Consider the following 16,194-nt stretch of genomic DNA (forward strand, 5'->3'; position numbering starts at 1 on the left):
AGATACATAATCGTTACAAGTTACCCTAAAATAAAAAATATTAAAAAGATTGTAGATTTATAAAAAATGATTAAATTTGCACCTCGAAAAAATCGAAAATACAGTTAAAGCATTTAGTGATGAGAAAAGGTATACATCCAGAAAATTATAGAATAGTAGCGTTTAAAGACATGTCTAACGATGATGTTTTCTTAACAAAATCTACTGCAGATACAAATGAAACGATAGAGGTTGATGGTGTTGAGTATCCATTAGTAAAACTAGAAATCTCTAGAACATCACACCCTTACTACACTGGTAAATCTAAATTAGTAGATACAGCTGGTCGTATCGATAAGTTTAAAAACAAATATGCTAAGTTTAAGAAATAAACTTAGTTTACAGATATTTTCAAAAAGCCTTTCCTTAACAGAAAGGCTTTTTTATTTTTACATAAATTCAATAACTGATGAATTATATCCTTTTCGATGGCCCAAACAGAAACAATCTGTTACCCTTTACATTTACAAGACCTGTTGCCGATATAAGAGTTGGCATTCTTACCATTAGGGAAAAATGGGAGTCTTACTTAGACTATACAACCACAACAATAACAGAAGACTATTTATCTGAAAAGTTTCCAATGGTAGAAATGGAAACCAACGTAATGATTAATGCATCTTATCTTCCTAATTACGAGATAATTGCTTTAATAAAGGCTTTAGAGGTTAATCAGGCTATTTTTAAAGGCGAAGATGTTATTGCGTTTTGTGTTGAAGAAGGTGCGGAGCACGACGGCTTTGATAATTTTGAAGCTATTGAATTTGAGAACGATATCATTAAAATAGAACATACATGGGATATTTTCTCAAAAAATGGAGAGGCAATTATCGATGATTTTGAGTTAATTACTAAAAGCCGTAAGTCGCAACCAATACCAGCTTCAGTAAATAGCATTAATCCAGAAAACATTTTTATAGAAAAAGGCGCAAAAGTTAATTTTTCTTCACTTAATGCAAGCTCAGGACCTATTTATATTGGTAGAGATGCAGAAATTATGGAAGGTAGTTTGGTTAGAGGTCCATTTGCATTGTGTAATAACTCAGTACTAAAATTGGGTGCAAAAATTTACGGTCCTACAACAGTTGGGCCGCACAGCAAAGTGGGTGGCGAAGTCAATAATTCTGTCATTTTTGGATATTCCAACAAGGGTCACGATGGATTTTTAGGGAATTCTGTATTGGGTGAATGGTGCAATTTAGGAGCAGACTCTAACAACTCTAATCTAAAAAATAATTATGCCGAAGTAAGACTTTGGGACTATAATTCTGAAGGTTTTGCTAGAACGGGACTTCAGTTTTGCGGACTTATGATGGGCGACCATAGTAAGTGTGGTATAAATACAATGTTTAACACAGGTACGGTTGTAGGCGTAAGTTCTAATATTTTTGGAAGTGGATTTCCTAGAAATTTCGTGCCTAGTTTCTCATGGGGTGGCAGTAAAGGATTTGTAACGTATAAAACAAATAAAGCGTTTGAAGTTGCGGATGTAGTAATGAAACGACGTGATGTGAATTTTACAGCAACCGACAAGGCTATCCTAGAATATGTTTTTGAAATAACTAGTAAGTATCGTCGAGAATAGGTGCTCCTTTTTTTTTCATATAATCCAAAAGCCCTAAATCTGTGTAAAATTAATAAAGACAAATTTTTATAAAGTTTTTTTAATCGACGCTCAGGTTAATACTCGATTTTAAAAGTTAGATAGTTTATGACGTTTAATTTAGACAAAACGAAACAATGCCGAAAAGTATTTTCAATATTTATGTTATTGTTTATTGCAAGCATTGGCTTTTCTCAAAACATAAAAGTTAAAAACATTAAGCTAAATAATGAGCTCAATCATTTTTCTGCAATAATGAATAATGGTCGCGTTTATTTTAGCCAGAACAAACTAAATTTAAGAGGTAAGCCTGTAAAGACCAGATTAAATACGTATTTGTATACTTTAATTAGTGGCTATGTAGACAGCCAAGGTGAGATAAGTAATTTAAAACCTGTTAGTGACTCTAAGTTGGGTTTTGCAAACATATCTGCGGCAGCATTTACTAAAGATGGAAAATACATGTATTTTACAACAAATTCTGATGTCGTTGGGGATAATAAAAGTAAGGATTTCAAGACGTTTAATTTACAAATTCATCGTGCCGAATATATCGATGGTAAAGGTTGGTCAAACCCAACGGAATTGCCGTTTTGTAACAAGGATTACAGTTATGCGCATCCAGCTTTAAGTCCGGATGGGAAAACACTTTATTTTGTGTCTAATATGCCAGGTACCAAAGGTCGGACAGATATCTTTAAAGTCGAAATTTTTAATTACACAACCTACGGTGAGCCAGAGCGTTTAGACGATAAGATAAATTCGCCAAGAACAGAGTTATATCCATTTGTTTCCGAAAATAATAAAATCTATTTCTCCTCTAATCGTCGAGGTGGAATAGGAGGCTATGACATCTATAGTTATAATCTAGACACTAAAGATACTAAAGAGACACCAATGCTTTTACCAGAGCCTATAAATAGTATAGGCGAAGATTTTTCATTTTATTTAATGGAAGACGGAAAACGTGGTTTTCTTACCTCTCGCCGTAAGGATGGAAAAGGCGATGATGATATCTATTATTTCACCGGCTTTCAGTCTTCGAAACGTATTTTAAATCTAGCAGATTAGTAGGATTAATGCCTAGTCCTTTTACGGTCTTCCTGGTAAATCTTACGACTTCGTCATAAAATAAAGGCACAATAGGCGCAGTATGCATCACCAAACTGTCCATTTTAGTATATAAATTAGCACGTTGTTCGGTATTTGTTTCTAGATAAGATTGCTCATACAATGCATCAAATTTTTCACTCTGGTAGTGCGTATAATTTGGTCCGCCAGGAGCGAAGTTTTTACTGTAGTAAAGCGATAAATAATTCTCGGCATCAGGATAATCGGCAATCCAACTGGCTCTAAAAAAATCTAATTGTCCGTTAGCTTTTAAATCTTTAAGACTGGATGCAGGTATAACATCCACAATGATATTTAATCCTATTTTTTGAAGCTCTCTTTGTATATACTCGCAGAAGTTAAGATAATTACTTGTTGTTGTTAACGTAACTGTAGGATTGGTTATGTTTGTTTCTTCTTTAAAGGCTTCTAGCAAACGTTTTGCTTCTTCAGTATTATAGGTGTAGCCAATAGAATTGTCATGGCCTGGAAGCCCTTTTGGTATAAAACCTCCGTTAGCAGGTATCCCAATACCGTTGCGTAAATAGGTAATCATTTTTTTACGGTCAAACCCTAAATTTATAATTTTACGTATGCGTTTGGATTGTATTTCACTTAAATCGCTTTCCATGAAAAACCCAAGATATTCCGTATTTAAATACGGACCGCGAATCATATTTACATCCTCAAGGTAGGTTGGTCTTAGTTCTCCTGTTGCGGTTAAAATTTCATCCTTGTACGATGCATCTAATCCAGAAACAAAATCTATATTTCCTTGTGCAAACTGTAGAAATTCACTCTGCTTATCGGGTAAAAATGTTACGGCTATAGCTTCTAAATAAGGCAGAGCTATTCCATTTTCATCTTTTTCAAAATAATTGGGATTACGTCTTAAAACTAATTTTACATTTTCTTCCCAGCGTTTAAATAGAAATGGACCAGTCCCAATTGGGTTGGACCTAAAGTCTGTTCCGAAGTGTTCAACCACTTCTTTAGGAACTACAGAGCAATATTTCATAGTAAGCAACCCTAAGAATCCGGGAAATGGTTGTTTCAGTTTAACAACAAAAGTAGAATCGTTTGCGGCATAATAATTATTAACTTTAGTCATTACCCATGCGCCGGGAGAAGCCAATTTTTCATCATTTAATCGATTAAAGCTATATACAAAATCTGATGCTTTTACAGCTCGAGTAGAATCTCTTCCGAATAACATATGTTTGTGAAAGAAAACATCTTGTCTTAACTTAAATGTATAAGTCTTTGCGCTATCACCAACAGACCATTCTCGGGCAATACACGGTTTTACATTTAATGAATCGTCCATTTGTACCAAGCCATTAAAAAGCTGATTTGTTGCCCAGATGTCTGCTAAATCTTTAGAAAAAGCTGGGTCTAAAGAACTTATATTACGGTGTTCGTTGTATCTAAAAACAAGGTGGTCTTTGTGAGTATATTTATCAGAGCTACAAGAACTAAGCGATATTAAACTTAAAACAATAAGTACTTGGTTTAGGAACACTAGATTATATGCCAGTAATTGTTTTATCATTTTAGGTATTAATTGTAAATTTGCCGCCTTGAATTAATTCTTTAAGGCTATTACTGTTTTAGTAAGCTTTAAAGAAAGTTAAATTTCAATTACCGAGTAAAAGTACAAGAATGGACGCTAGAAAAAAAGTCGCATTTTACACTCTAGGTTGTAAGCTTAATTTTTCTGAAACTTCGACAATAGCGAGAAACTTTAATGACGAAGGTTTTGATCGTGTAGATTTTAAGGAAAAGGCGGATATCTATGTAATCAATACCTGCTCGGTAACCGAAAATGCTGATAAGCGTTTTAAAACCATTGTAAAGCAAGCTCAGAATGCTAATCCAGACGCTTTTGTTGCAGCAGTAGGTTGCTATGCACAGTTAAAACCCGAAGAATTAGCAGAGGTAGACGGAGTTGACTTGGTTCTTGGGGCTACAGAGAAATTTAAGATAACAGATTATATCAATGATTTATCCAAGAATGATTTTGGTGAAGTACATTCTTGCGAGATTGAAGAAGCCGATTTTTATGTTGGGAGTTATTCTATCGGCGATAGGACAAGAGCTTTCTTAAAAGTTCAAGATGGTTGCGACTATAAATGTACATACTGTACTATTCCTCTAGCGCGTGGTATTTCTAGAAGTGATACCATGGAAAATGTTCTTAGAAATGCTAAAGAAATTTCAGAGCAAGGTATTAAAGAAATCGTTTTAACGGGTGTAAATATTGGAGATTATGGTAAAGGCGAATTTGGTAACAAAAAACACGAACATACATTTTTAGACCTAGTAACAGAGCTAGACAAGGTAAGTGGTATAGAACGACTTAGAATATCTTCAATAGAACCCAATTTACTAAAGAATGAAACGATTGAGTTGGTGTCTGAATCCAGAGCTTTTGTACCTCACTTTCATGTGCCGCTTCAAAGTGGGAGTAACATTCTTCTAAAAAAAATGAAGCGTCGCTACATGCGTGAGTTATACACAGACCGTGTTGCAAAAATTAAAGAAGTAATGCCCAATGCTTGCATCGGTGTCGATGTTATTGTTGGATTTCCTGGTGAAACTGACGATTTATTTCTAGAAACTTACAATTATCTTACCGAATTAGATATCTCTTATCTTCATGTGTTTACCTATTCTGAAAGGGACAATACCGAAGCAGCAGAATTTGAAGGCGTTGTGCCAAAACACATTAGAGCAAAACGTAGTAAAATGTTAAGAGGTTTATCTGCTAAAAAACGTCGTGCCTTCTACGAAAGCCAAATAGACACCACACATACAGTACTTTTTGAAGGCGAAAATAAAGAAGGTTACATTCATGGATTTACAGAAAATTATGTTAAAGTAAAAGCGCCGTGGAATCCAGAATTAGTAAATACACTGCAAAATGTTCATCTCACAAAAATAGATGACGATGGTTTGGTGCGTTTCCAATTTATTAGCTAGTTTTACTGGGGATTAATTAATTGCTTTGTCTTTGTATGAATAGAACCTTCGCGGCTTGTATCTTGTTTGTAGTAGTTGCCACCTGCGCTCAAACTAATAATGATATTTTAGGCGAGTGGACGTTAAAAAGCTGGTCTGTCGGTTCTGAATCTACACTTGTTAATAATAATAAACAGAGCACTAATTTGCTAGATATTACAACTTGCAACAATTCTGAAGTTCTTACGGTAAAAGCTAATAATACCATTGGTGCCACAAACACTTTTAATCCAAATATTAAAATATCAAAAGGCGAAAACGGCTACTTAGTGACTGAAGTGTGTACCAAAGGCAGTCTTGGTTTTTCTAATTCATTTAAACTCATTGACAATAAATTAGTACTTGATATAGGTGACTCTTACATAATAAAAGAAGATAGTTTAAGTAGAACATTTAAAAACTACATTAAAGTCTATAATTCAGACTTTACTCAAGTTATAGAAAGAAAGGACTTAATCCTTGTCTATATAAGGCGGTAATTCTCTATTAAATACAAAAGCCGTAATTTAACAAATTACGGCTTTTGTATTTATTTAAACTTTTAATTATATACGAATACCTACAGGCAGCATTCGCTTGTATTTTCTATTAGCTTTTACAAATTTAGCGATATCAGGACTTGTAGGAACTAAACTAATATTTCGCTCTTTAATATTACTAAAAACTAAATCGATAAACTCTAATTCAAACTCTTTTGTTCTAATAGCTTCTGGGATAATCATTTTTGTTAAGAATATCTTACGTTCTTGTAACGAATATTCTATAACAGCCATTTCGTTTTCAACCTTTAATTCAAATTGACGTAAAAATTCATTGTCAATTAACTCGGCAGTCTCTGTCATAATCTTTTTGTATTTTAAATTAGCGGTTGGCTAGAGTAGATTCTATTTTTTCAATAGATTTGTGCAAATGTACAAAAAATCTAGGAAACTTAACTGTTTTTACTTTTAAAACGCTGGTTAGGAGCTTATTTCACTAGTTTAGACACTGTTATTTATAAGTAAAAGCTGATAAAATGGAGGACAAAAAGACACACGTTTATTTAATGCCAGGAATGGCAGCCAATCCTTCTATTTTTGAATATATTAAATTGCCCGAGGAACAATTCGAAATACATTGGCTAGAATGGAAAATACCAAATACAAATGAGAGTCTCGAGTCTTATGCTAAGCGCATGATTGAAGAAATAAAGCATACTAACATAGTACTTCTTGGTGTGTCTTTTGGCGGTATTTTAGTTCAGGAAATGAGTAAATATATGTCGCTAAGAAAATTATTCGTAGTATCTAGTGTAAAGTCTCATCACGATTTGCCTAAACGTATGAAACTTTTAAAATTTACTAAGGCTTATAAGTTATTACCTACACAATTAGTCAGCAATATTGATATGCTGGCAAAATATGCCTTTGGAGAGACTATTAAAAAACGAGTAGAACTTTATAAGAAATACTTATCAGTCAACGATAAAAAGTATTTAGATTGGGCCATAGAGCAAGTGGTGTGTTGGGATCAAGAAGAGCCAAACGATTCTGCAATTTATATCCATGGCGACAAGGATTTGGTTTTTCCTCATACCTGTTCGGAAGACTGTATTGTTATCAAAGGCGGAACCCATATTATGATAATAAATAAGTATAAGTGGTTTAACGAAAATTTACCAAAACTTATTTTAGAAACACCTTGACAATCATAGGTTTATTTAATACATTTAGAAAAAAGCAAATATTATGAAAATCCTAAAGAATATCCTGTCTATAGTTGGTCTAATTATCATATCAAGCGTGCTGATTTTCGCGATGCAAAAAGGACCAGAAACCTCGCAAGTAGAAAATACAACGAAAGAAATTAAAGCAGGTTATAATGTATATGCCTTAGAAGTGCCTTCGGATTTAAATTTTGCTGGAGAGCCGATGCCCTTAGGTAATCCAGATATTTATGAGCGAATGGACAGAGAGTTGCTTGTAAATACCTATTGGCAGTCTAACGGACTATTAATGTTTAAAAGAGCACAAAAGTATTTTCCAATTATCGAACCTATTTTAAAAGAAAACGGAATTCCTGAAGATTTTAAATACCTATCGGTAATAGAAAGTGGTTTAACAAATGCAGTATCTCCCGCTGGTGCAAGAGGATTTTGGCAAATAATGAAAGCGACTGGTCGCGAAAATGGTTTAGAAATTAATAATAACGTGGATGAGCGTTATCATTTAGAAAAAGCAACTAAAGTAGCATGCAAATACTTAAACGAAGCCAAAAAGAAATTTGGCAGTTGGACCTTAGCTGCGGCTTCTTATAATGCAGGCATGGCAGGTATAGCAAATAAATTAAAAGAGCAAAACGTAGGCGATTACTACGACTTACTCTTAGGCGAAGAAACAGGTAGATATATGTTTAGAATCGTAGCGCTAAAGGAGATTTTAAATAACCCAGAGAAGTACGGTTTTAATTTTAGCCAAGACGATTTGTATAGCTATGTTCCAACGACAAAAGTAAAGGTAGATACCGCTGTTACCGATTTTACAAAATTTGCCGAAAAATTTGGTATTAATTACAAAATCTTAAAAATACATAATCCCTGGCTACGCGAACCGCATTTAAATAATAAGTTTAGAAAAGTTTACGAAATAGAGATTCCTAAAGAAGGCATATATAATCCTTAATAGTAGCTCTTGGACTTTATAAAAAACCATATTTGGGAAATTCTTATTATTCTTAATTACACGATTGCCGTTTCGGCTGTAATTACCATTCTTTTTAAAAGGATAAACCCAACCAAAACTTTAAGCTATATCATAGCGCTATTATTAGTGCCGTTTCTTGGGTTTTTGGTGTACTACTTGTTTGGGCAAGAGTATAGAAAATCAAAAATTTTCAATCGAAAAAAGATTCTTAATCAATCTGTAGTCAAGGCAATTCAAGATAATACAGATATAGATGCGCATATAGTTGATGATATCGAAGAGCGTTTAAAAGAAAAATCGAAATTAATTCCTCTTATCTATAATAGCGAAAACTCCAAGTTAACAGTAAATAACAAAGTTACTGTTATCAAGGATGGTGATATGAAGTTTAATTTACTTATCAAGGATATTGAAGATGCAGAGCACCACATCCATTTAGAATATTTTATTGTAAAAGATGATGAGTTTGGCACTAAGTTTCTAAACATTCTCTGTAAGAAAGCAAAGGAAGGTTTACAGGTTAAGTTAATAATGGACGATGTAGGAAGCGACGTTTCTAATAAATCAATAGCCAAGCTTAAAGAAAGTGGTGTTGAGGTTTATAAGTTTATGCCAGTACTTTTCTCTAAATCTACGGGAAAGATGAATTACAGAGACCATAGAAAAATTGTGGTTATTGATGGTAAAATAGGTTATGTCGGTGGAATTAATATTGCTGATAATTATCTAAACTCTAACAATACAGCATATTTTAGAGATACACATTGCAGAATCGAGGGCGAAGCGGTAAACCAGCTTCAAATTCTGTTTTTTACAACGTGGGATTTTGTAACAGAAAAAGATTTAAAAGTTTCCGAAGATTATTTTCCGAGTATTGACAAAAAAGGAGATACACCTGTGCAGATTACAGCAAGTGGGCCAGACACAGATTGGTCAAACATAATGGAAGCTATTTTTTCGGCTATTACAAATGCTTCAGACTATATCTACATTACTACGCCATATTTTATTCCAAATGACGAAATTGTTACGGCCTTACAGGTGGCAGCAAGGAGCAATGTTAAGGTAAAGATTTTGGTTCCGAAAGACTCAGATTCTTGGGTTGCCGAGTATGCTACTAATTCTTATTTAGAAAGACTTCTTGAGGCAAAGATTGAAGTTTACAGATATACTAAAGGATTTATTCATGCTAAAACAATGGTAATAGATGGTGTTTTTTCAACCATCGGAACAACTAACATGGATTACCGAAGCTTCAATATAAATTTTGAAGTTAATGCGCTTTTCTATGACGAAACGATTTCCAAAAATTTAGAAGATATGTTTTTCGATGACATAGAATCTTCAGAAAAGATGGTGTTAGATGTTTGGAAGAATAGAAACAAACGCACAAAGGCTCTCGAAGCTATTGCGAATCTTATGGCGCCTTTATTGTAAACAAGAACAAAAAATTACTATCGTCTACTACGTCTATTCTGCCTAGAAGATGTTGGTTGACCGTATTGCTGACGTGGAATTGCAGCTTTTTTCATTTGCTGTTTCATCATCTTTATTTGGTCTGCTAGCATATTTCGTTTATCTAGTTTTTGAGCTTCGGCTAATAGTTTCTGTGCCTCTTGCTTTCTTCGTTTACTAAATGCAATACCAGCTAAATTTAATTTTGCCATGGCCAAATCATGGTCCATGGATAAACCGAGATTTATTGCTTTTTTAAAATATTTTTCGGCTTCATTCATGTTGGTCTGAGAAACCATAACACCATTAAGATAATTAAGATAGCCTTGTTGTTTTTTAACTAAAGCACCTTCTGGATTCTTAATTTTATCTAACCATTTTTTGGCACCTTCAAAATCTTGCTTCCTTAACCTTAAAAAAGCAAGTAGAATCATTTCATTCTTAAAGTAAAGAAATACAAATATCAAAGAAAGTAAAATGTACATGATACCGTTTCCGATATATCCTTCTGTAAATTGATATATAGCGTAGCCAATAATTAAGGCTGTAATAACAAGTTTTATATTTTTATTAAACATATTTTCTATAGTGATTTTCGGTTGGCAAAGTTAAGAAAAACAATTAAAAATTATTTTAATTTAAGACTTGGTAAAGTAAAAACTTGTTGTATATTTGCACGCAGTTTTGGAAGGATATCCAATTTAGTTTTACAATTAAGATTTTAAAAATATAAGACATGCCGAAAAGAACGTTTCAACCGTCAAAAAGAAAGAGAAGAAACAAACATGGTTTCAGAGAAAGAATGGCTTCTGCTAATGGTAGAAAAGTCTTAGCACGTCGTCGCGCTAAAGGAAGAAAAAGATTATCTGTATCTTCAGAATTAAGACATAAAAAATAATGATTAACAATTGTTAATATTTTAAAGGCGTTACTTAGGTGTAACGCCTTTTTTTGTACCCAACCGATAATTATTTTTGTAACTCAACTTAAAAAAGCATCATGCCAAAAAACAAAGACATTAAATCCATTTTACTTATAGGTTCTGGTCCGATTATCATTGGGCAAGCCTGCGAATTCGATTATTCTGGTTCTCAAGCTTTACGCTCATTACGTGAAGATGGTATAGAGACCATTCTTATCAATTCCAATCCAGCAACGATTATGACCGATCCATCAATGGCAGACCACGTTTATTTGTTGCCATTGACAACAAAATCCATTATCAAAATTTTAAAGGAGCATCCACAAATCGATACGGTGCTACCAACTATGGGTGGGCAAACGGCTTTAAATTTATGTATTGAAGCAGACGAAAAAGGTATTTGGAAGGACTTTGGGGTCAACATCATAGGTGTTGACATTGATGCTATTAACATTACAGAAGACCGCGAGAAATTTAGAGAACTAATGACCGAAATTGGTGTTGGCATGGCACCACAAGCTACCGCGACGTCTTTCTTAAAAGGAAAAGAAATCGCGCAAGAATTTGGTTTTCCTTTATGTATTAGAGCCTCTTTTACATTAGGCGGTGCAGGTGCATCTATTGTCTATGATGAGAAAGAGTTTGATGAGTCTTTGACAAGAGGATTAGAGATTTCTCCAATTCATGAGGTTATGATAGACAAAGCGCTTCTTGGATGGAAAGAGTATGAGTTGGAGTTGCTAAGAGATAAAAACGATAATGTTGTTATTATCTGTACTATAGAAAATATGGATCCCATGGGTATCCATACTGGCGATTCTATAACTGTTGCGCCAGCTATGACCTTATCCGACAAAACGCAGCAAAAAATGCGTGATATGGCAATACACATGATGCGTAGTATTGGTGATTTTGCAGGTGGATGTAATGTACAGTTTGCTGTAAGTCCAGACGACCAAGAAGATATTATTGCTATTGAGATTAATCCACGTGTATCGCGCTCTTCTGCATTAGCTAGTAAAGCAACAGGGTATCCCATCGCAAAAATTGCAGCCAAGTTGGCATTGGGATACACACTAGATGAATTAGATAACCAAATTACTAAATCTACATCTGCGCTTTTCGAGCCGACATTAGACTACGTTATTGTAAAAATCCCTAGATGGAATTTTGATAAGTTTGAAGGCTCAGATAGGACTTTAGGTCTTCAAATGAAAGCTGTAGGTGAAGTAATGGGTATCGGACGTTCGTTCCAAGAGGCATTACACAAAGCCACACAATCACTAGAGATTAAGAGAAACGGCTTAGGTGCTGATGGAAAAGGTTATAAAGATTACGATACCATTATAGAGAAATTAAGGTATGCAAGTTGGGACCGCGTTTTTGTTATATACGATGCTATTGCAATGGGAATCCCATTAAGCAGAATCTATGATATTACCAAAATTGATATGTGGTACCTGAAACAATATGAAGAATTATTTCAGTTACAAAAAGAGATATCAAAGTATAGTATCGAGACCATAGATAGAGAATTATTGCTCGAGGCCAAACAAAAAGGGTACGGTGATAGGCAAATAGCGCATATGCTTGATTGTCTAGAAAGTCAAGTTTATAATAAAAGAAAGGAGTTGAAAATTAATCGAGTCTACAAACTTGTAGATACTTGTGCGGCAGAATTTAAAGCACAGACACCTTATTATTATTCAACTTTTGAAAGTGAGGTCGAATATCCAGACGGAACAGTAACCGTCGCAAACGAGAGTATTGTTACGGATAAAAAGAAAATCATTGTTTTAGGCTCTGGTCCTAATCGAATCGGACAAGGTATTGAATTTGATTATTGTTGTGTACATGGTGTCTTAGCGGCGGCAGAGTGTGGTTATGAAACCATCATGATTAATTGTAATCCCGAAACCGTTTCTACAGATTTCGATATCGCAGATAAGCTCTACTTTGAGCCGGTGTTTTGGGAGCATATTTACGATATCATTCAGCATGAAAAACCAGAAGGTGTCATTGTACAATTAGGCGGACAAACCGCTTTAAAACTTGCTGAAAAGCTAGAGCGCTATGGCGTGAAAATTATGGGAACAACATACAAAGCTTTGGATGTTGCTGAAGACCGTGGAAGTTTTTCAACCTTATTAAAAGACAATAATATTCCATATCCAGAATTTGATACTGCAGAAACAGCAGATGAAGCTTTAGCCGTAGCGGACAAACTCAATTTTCCAATACTTGTACGGCCTTCGTATGTTCTTGGAGGGCAAGGCATGAAAATTGTAATTAATAAGCAAGAGCTCGAAGAGCATGTCGTTGATTTACTAAATAAAATACCGAATAATAAATTACTTCTAGACCATTATTTAGACGGCGCTATTGAGGCTGAAGCAGATGCTATATGTGACGCCGATGGCAATGTGTACATAATTGGTATTATGGAGCATATAGAACCTTGTGGAATCCACTCTGGAGACAGTAACGCTACGTTGCCAGCTTTTAACCTTGGGGATTTGGTAATGCAACAGATAATAGACCACACGCATACTATAGCTAGAGCTTTAAATACGGTTGGTTTAATCAATATTCAGTTTGCCATTAAAGACGATATGGTATATATAATCGAGGCAAATCCTAGAGCATCTCGTACAGTGCCATTTATCGCCAAAGCATACAAAGAGCCCTATGTTAATTATGCAACTAAGGTAATGTTGGGAGAGAAAAAAGTAACAGATTTTAACTTTAACCCTCAGCTGGATGGTTATGCTATAAAGCAGCCTGTGTTCTCCTTTAATAAATTCCCAAATGTGAATAAAAAGCTCGGGCCAGAAATGAAGAGTACAGGAGAAAGCATCTTATTTATAGATAGTTTAAAAGACGACGAATTCTACGATTTGTACTCAAGACGAAAGATGTATTTGAGTAAATAATGTAATTTTTTGATTTAGAGAGGAGTAGGGTATTTGTTTTTTTTATAACTTGTAAAGGAATTTAAGAGTTATGAAAAAAGTCCTACTCTTTTTTATTATTGCTATTTTGCCTCTAACTATGTTGTCTTTTGCTCAACAAAACATCTATGATGCTTGTAGACAAGGCAATCTTGATATAGTTAAAAGGCTCTACACTATTAATCCTAACACTATAAACATTGAGGATGAGTCTGGATACACACCCTTGGTATTGTCTTGTTATTATGGACACGAGGACATTGTTGAATTTTTGGTAGATAAAGTTAAAACCTTAAATGATAAAACGTCTTACGGTTCCCCGCTTATGGCTGCAACAGTAAAAGGATACGATAATATTGTCGATGTATTATTAGAAAATAATGTAGACCCTAACATTACTGACGAGCAAGGTGTAACTGCTGCTCATTATGCAGTGCTTTTTAAGAACTATTCGATTATTGAAAAATTAGTAAAAGCTAAGGCGGACTTTTCTATTAAGAATAATGTTAATAAATCACCTTTGGATTATGCCATTAGTCATAACGACGAAAAATTAAATACACTACTAAATCTTCAATAAAATTACTATGAAAAAAATTACTCTATTTCTTTTTTTAATAATATCTAGTTTTGGGTTTTCCCAGAGCTGGACAACAGGAGAGGTCATGCTGGCTTCAGATTTTTCAGTCCAATTTGACATTACTAGTTCTACTGTAACTGTAACTATGATTGGCCCGTCGTCGGTTGGCTTTGCCGTTTCACCAACAAATGACGCATATAGTCAAGGAAGTGGTATGGGGCAATTTAGTGGAGATGACGTGATTTTCTATGCTAATGGAATAGTGTCTGATAGACAACAAACGGGAGGCTTTAGTCAACCGCAGCCAGATGGAACAAATAATCCATGGTCAATTTCTTCTAATACCGTAAATGGCTCAGCGAGAACGGTAGTTGCTTCTAGGGCAAGAAATACAGGGGATTCAGCAGATTTTGTCTTTCCCGACTCTGTTAGTTCTTTTACTGTAATATGGGCTAAAGGGGGAAATGCGGATTTTACATTCCACCCAAGCGGAACTTCGGGAAGAAGTGGTACAATAGTTAATACCGTCCTAAGTAACGAAGATTTCCAACTAAACCCAGCACGATTCGTAATTTCTCCCAATCCAAGCAATAGAGATTTAAATGTTGGTATCAACTACAACTCGAGTAGAGCTTATAACTTAGAAGTTTATGACGTATTAGGAAAGCAAATTTATAGAGGACATTTAACAAAAGATAATAATTCTATAGACGCTTCCAATTGGAGGAGAGGCGTTTATTTAGTTAAATTGTCTAGTGATGAGGCAACACAAACAAAAAGATTTGTTAAACAATAGAATTAAGAGTTTTATATACATAAAAAGACCAGCTTTTTGCTGGTCTTTTTGTTTTTTATAGTACTTGTGGTTTCTATTTTTTGTTTAATACAAATTCATAAGAGACATTAACTTCACTTGATAACTTATTACTGACTATTTTTGGGATTTCGATGTCAAAATCAGCCACATTTAGTTTTAATTCCCCTTTAATTAAAAGGCTTCCGTCTGTTTGTTTTTTAATATTAAGTGACTCATTATCCAATGTTTTTGTCTTTCCATGGAATGTTATAGAGCCTGAGTAGCTTTTTATATTAGATGCAGATAATTCATCCATAGAAAAATTAGCGATTGTGCCTTTAAAAGTAGCTTTAGGGTAGTCGTCTGATTCTGCATAGTTTTCGTTAAAATGTTCTTCCATTAGAGCATTCTTAAAACGGAAACCTTTAACCAAAACTAAGGCTGCAAACTCTCCATTCTCTGTATTTATTATAGCAGTAGTATTTTTGTTTGTAGCTTTTACTTCTTCAAAAGATGGGACTGAGGCTTCAAAAGTAACCTTACCTGTTTTAGTAAGGTATTTACTTTGAGCAAAAATGCCTATTGATGTCAATAGAGTAAATAGAATAAGTAAACGTTTCATAGTTCAATTTTTTTAGTATTATTCAATAACTATTCCATTTTAGTTATCTAACAATCCTTCTTCTTGCCACTGAATGATTAAATCAATTAGATTTTGTGGAAGTCTGACACCAGTTAATGGCATAGCTCCAGCTTCACCTGGCTGTGCAGAAATACGATTGACGAGATTATTATTTTCTATTCCAAAAACTATTTCGCCATGATTTCTCAATGATGTCTGTGCTCCGAAGTTTTGTGGTGTATCACCATGACAAGTCACGCAGTTATTATCGAAAATAGGTTTTATATCATCTTGAAAGCTAACCAACACTGGTGGCGGTGTATTATCAATTAAATCTTCCTCGCTAACATTAGTACAACTAAGCATTACAGAAATTAATAATGTTGCTAATATGTATTTATAATTTTTCATCTT

Annotated in this window: 17 protein-coding genes; 12 read left to right on the top strand and 5 right to left on the bottom strand. The window is 34.3% G+C overall.

Annotated elements, in window-relative coordinates:
- The first annotated feature begins 119 nt into the window (after nucleotides 1-119).
- The 3 genes from DFQ05_RS02100 (at nucleotide 120) to DFQ05_RS02110 (ending at nucleotide 2,713) form a co-directional block, all read left to right on the top strand.
- Nucleotides 120-371 carry a type B 50S ribosomal protein L31 gene (locus DFQ05_RS02100; RefSeq protein ID WP_132703096.1) on the top strand — a complete coding sequence of 84 codons (252 nt, stop codon included), beginning with the start codon at nucleotides 120-122 and terminating at the stop codon, nucleotides 369-371.
- Between the two features lie 77 nt (nucleotides 372-448).
- Nucleotides 449-1,624, top strand: coding sequence for a GlmU family protein (locus tag DFQ05_RS02105; RefSeq protein WP_132703098.1), 1,176 nt, complete (start codon nucleotides 449-451; stop codon nucleotides 1,622-1,624).
- Between the two features lie 126 nt (nucleotides 1,625-1,750).
- Complete coding sequence (locus DFQ05_RS02110; RefSeq protein WP_132703100.1) at nucleotides 1,751-2,713, top strand: TolB family protein; 963 nt, start codon at nucleotides 1,751-1,753, stop codon at nucleotides 2,711-2,713.
- Here DFQ05_RS02110 and DFQ05_RS02115 read toward each other — a convergent pair.
- Nucleotides 2,667-4,304, bottom strand: coding sequence for an ABC transporter substrate-binding protein (locus DFQ05_RS02115; protein WP_132703102.1), 1,638 nt, complete (start codon nucleotides 4,302-4,304; stop codon nucleotides 2,667-2,669). The two genes, DFQ05_RS02110 and DFQ05_RS02115, sit on opposite strands and share 47 nt — an antisense overlap.
- 110 nt (nucleotides 4,305-4,414) lie before the next feature.
- Here DFQ05_RS02115 and mtaB point away from each other — a divergent pair, with 110 nt between their 5' ends.
- Complete coding sequence (gene mtaB, locus DFQ05_RS02120) at nucleotides 4,415-5,734, top strand: tRNA (N(6)-L-threonylcarbamoyladenosine(37)-C(2))-methylthiotransferase MtaB (protein ID WP_132703104.1); 1,320 nt, start codon at nucleotides 4,415-4,417, stop codon at nucleotides 5,732-5,734.
- Nucleotides 5,735-5,769: 35 nt separating this feature from the next.
- Nucleotides 5,770-6,252, top strand: coding sequence for a hypothetical protein (locus DFQ05_RS02125; RefSeq protein ID WP_132703106.1), 483 nt, complete (start codon nucleotides 5,770-5,772; stop codon nucleotides 6,250-6,252).
- A gap of 66 nt (nucleotides 6,253-6,318) precedes the next feature.
- On the opposite strand, the gene DFQ05_RS02130 is transcribed toward DFQ05_RS02125, so the two are convergent.
- Nucleotides 6,319-6,615, bottom strand: a complete 297-nt coding sequence (locus DFQ05_RS02130) for an N-acetyltransferase (protein WP_132703108.1) — start codon at nucleotides 6,613-6,615, stop codon at nucleotides 6,319-6,321.
- A gap of 173 nt (nucleotides 6,616-6,788) precedes the next feature.
- Between DFQ05_RS02130 and DFQ05_RS02135 the strand changes: the two genes are divergently transcribed.
- From DFQ05_RS02135 to cls, 3 genes are read left to right on the top strand one after another with little or no spacing between them, the layout of a single operon-like run.
- Nucleotides 6,789-7,457: an alpha/beta hydrolase family protein gene (locus DFQ05_RS02135; protein ID WP_132703110.1), complete on the top strand. Its 669-nt coding sequence runs from the start codon at nucleotides 6,789-6,791 to the stop codon at nucleotides 7,455-7,457.
- 43 nt (nucleotides 7,458-7,500) lie between these two features.
- A complete protein-coding gene (locus DFQ05_RS02140; protein ID WP_132703112.1) occupies nucleotides 7,501-8,433 on the top strand; it encodes a lytic transglycosylase domain-containing protein in 933 nt (310 codons plus the stop codon).
- Nucleotides 8,434-8,442: 9 nt separating this feature from the next.
- On the top strand, nucleotides 8,443-9,891 hold the full coding sequence (cls, locus tag DFQ05_RS02145; protein WP_132703114.1) for a cardiolipin synthase: 1,449 nt from the start codon (nucleotides 8,443-8,445) through the stop codon (nucleotides 9,889-9,891).
- A gap of 17 nt (nucleotides 9,892-9,908) precedes the next feature.
- On the opposite strand, the gene DFQ05_RS02150 is transcribed toward cls, so the two are convergent.
- Complete coding sequence (locus DFQ05_RS02150) at nucleotides 9,909-10,487, bottom strand: tetratricopeptide repeat protein (RefSeq protein WP_132703116.1); 579 nt, start codon at nucleotides 10,485-10,487, stop codon at nucleotides 9,909-9,911.
- Between the two features lie 158 nt (nucleotides 10,488-10,645).
- Between DFQ05_RS02150 and rpmH the strand changes: the two genes are divergently transcribed.
- The 4 genes from rpmH to DFQ05_RS02170 all read left to right on the top strand — a co-directional run bounded on the left by rpmH (nucleotide 10,646) and on the right by DFQ05_RS02170 (nucleotide 15,158).
- A complete protein-coding gene (rpmH, locus tag DFQ05_RS02155) occupies nucleotides 10,646-10,807 on the top strand; it encodes a 50S ribosomal protein L34 (protein WP_073086019.1) in 162 nt (53 codons plus the stop codon).
- A 101-nt stretch (nucleotides 10,808-10,908) separates the two neighbouring features.
- Nucleotides 10,909-13,764 (top strand): carbamoyl-phosphate synthase large subunit, encoded by a 2,856-nt coding sequence (carB, locus tag DFQ05_RS02160; protein ID WP_132703118.1) that lies wholly within the window; start codon nucleotides 10,909-10,911, stop codon nucleotides 13,762-13,764.
- Nucleotides 13,765-13,834: 70 nt separating this feature from the next.
- Nucleotides 13,835-14,362, top strand: a complete 528-nt coding sequence (locus tag DFQ05_RS02165) for an ankyrin repeat domain-containing protein (protein ID WP_132703120.1) — start codon at nucleotides 13,835-13,837, stop codon at nucleotides 14,360-14,362.
- Between the two features lie 7 nt (nucleotides 14,363-14,369).
- Nucleotides 14,370-15,158 (top strand): T9SS type A sorting domain-containing protein, encoded by a 789-nt coding sequence (locus DFQ05_RS02170; protein ID WP_132703122.1) that lies wholly within the window; start codon nucleotides 14,370-14,372, stop codon nucleotides 15,156-15,158.
- Nucleotides 15,159-15,231: 73 nt separating this feature from the next.
- Here the strand turns inward: DFQ05_RS02170 and DFQ05_RS02175 are convergent, their stop codons facing one another.
- Nucleotides 15,232-15,780 (bottom strand): YceI family protein, encoded by a 549-nt coding sequence (locus DFQ05_RS02175; protein WP_132703124.1) that lies wholly within the window; start codon nucleotides 15,778-15,780, stop codon nucleotides 15,232-15,234.
- A gap of 39 nt (nucleotides 15,781-15,819) precedes the next feature.
- A complete protein-coding gene (locus DFQ05_RS02180; RefSeq protein ID WP_132703126.1) occupies nucleotides 15,820-16,191 on the bottom strand; it encodes a c-type cytochrome in 372 nt (123 codons plus the stop codon).
- Between the last annotated feature and the right edge of the window lie 3 nt (nucleotides 16,192-16,194).

Source organism: Winogradskyella wandonensis (assembly GCF_004346845.1).
Lineage (GTDB): Bacteria > Bacteroidota > Bacteroidia > Flavobacteriales > Flavobacteriaceae > Winogradskyella > Winogradskyella wandonensis.

Excerpts from the sequence above, each read along its gene's own strand:
- DFQ05_RS02170 (WP_132703122.1), top strand. The coding sequence starts at position 14,370 with ATGAAAAAAATTACTCTATTTCTTTTTTTAATAATATCTAGTTTTGGG.
- DFQ05_RS02130 (WP_132703108.1), bottom strand. The coding sequence starts at position 6,615 with ATGACAGAGACTGCCGAGTTAATTGACAATGAATTTTTACGTCAATTT.
- DFQ05_RS02180 (WP_132703126.1), bottom strand. The coding sequence starts at position 16,191 with ATGAAAAATTATAAATACATATTAGCAACATTATTAATTTCTGTAATG.
- DFQ05_RS02110 (WP_132703100.1), top strand. The coding sequence starts at position 1,751 with ATGACGTTTAATTTAGACAAAACGAAACAATGCCGAAAAGTATTTTCA.
- DFQ05_RS02165 (WP_132703120.1), top strand. The coding sequence starts at position 13,835 with ATGAAAAAAGTCCTACTCTTTTTTATTATTGCTATTTTGCCTCTAACT.
- DFQ05_RS02135 (WP_132703110.1), top strand. The coding sequence starts at position 6,789 with ATGGAGGACAAAAAGACACACGTTTATTTAATGCCAGGAATGGCAGCC.
- DFQ05_RS02105 (WP_132703098.1), top strand. The coding sequence starts at position 449 with ATGAATTATATCCTTTTCGATGGCCCAAACAGAAACAATCTGTTACCC.
- DFQ05_RS02100 (WP_132703096.1), top strand. The coding sequence starts at position 120 with ATGAGAAAAGGTATACATCCAGAAAATTATAGAATAGTAGCGTTTAAA.
- mtaB (WP_132703104.1), top strand. The coding sequence starts at position 4,415 with ATGGACGCTAGAAAAAAAGTCGCATTTTACACTCTAGGTTGTAAGCTT.
- DFQ05_RS02115 (WP_132703102.1), bottom strand. The coding sequence starts at position 4,304 with ATGATAAAACAATTACTGGCATATAATCTAGTGTTCCTAAACCAAGTA.
- carB (WP_132703118.1), top strand. The coding sequence starts at position 10,909 with ATGCCAAAAAACAAAGACATTAAATCCATTTTACTTATAGGTTCTGGT.
- DFQ05_RS02125 (WP_132703106.1), top strand. The coding sequence starts at position 5,770 with ATGAATAGAACCTTCGCGGCTTGTATCTTGTTTGTAGTAGTTGCCACC.
- DFQ05_RS02175 (WP_132703124.1), bottom strand. The coding sequence starts at position 15,780 with ATGAAACGTTTACTTATTCTATTTACTCTATTGACATCAATAGGCATT.
- DFQ05_RS02140 (WP_132703112.1), top strand. The coding sequence starts at position 7,501 with ATGAAAATCCTAAAGAATATCCTGTCTATAGTTGGTCTAATTATCATA.
- rpmH (WP_073086019.1), top strand. The coding sequence starts at position 10,646 with ATGCCGAAAAGAACGTTTCAACCGTCAAAAAGAAAGAGAAGAAACAAA.
- DFQ05_RS02150 (WP_132703116.1), bottom strand. The coding sequence starts at position 10,487 with ATGTTTAATAAAAATATAAAACTTGTTATTACAGCCTTAATTATTGGC.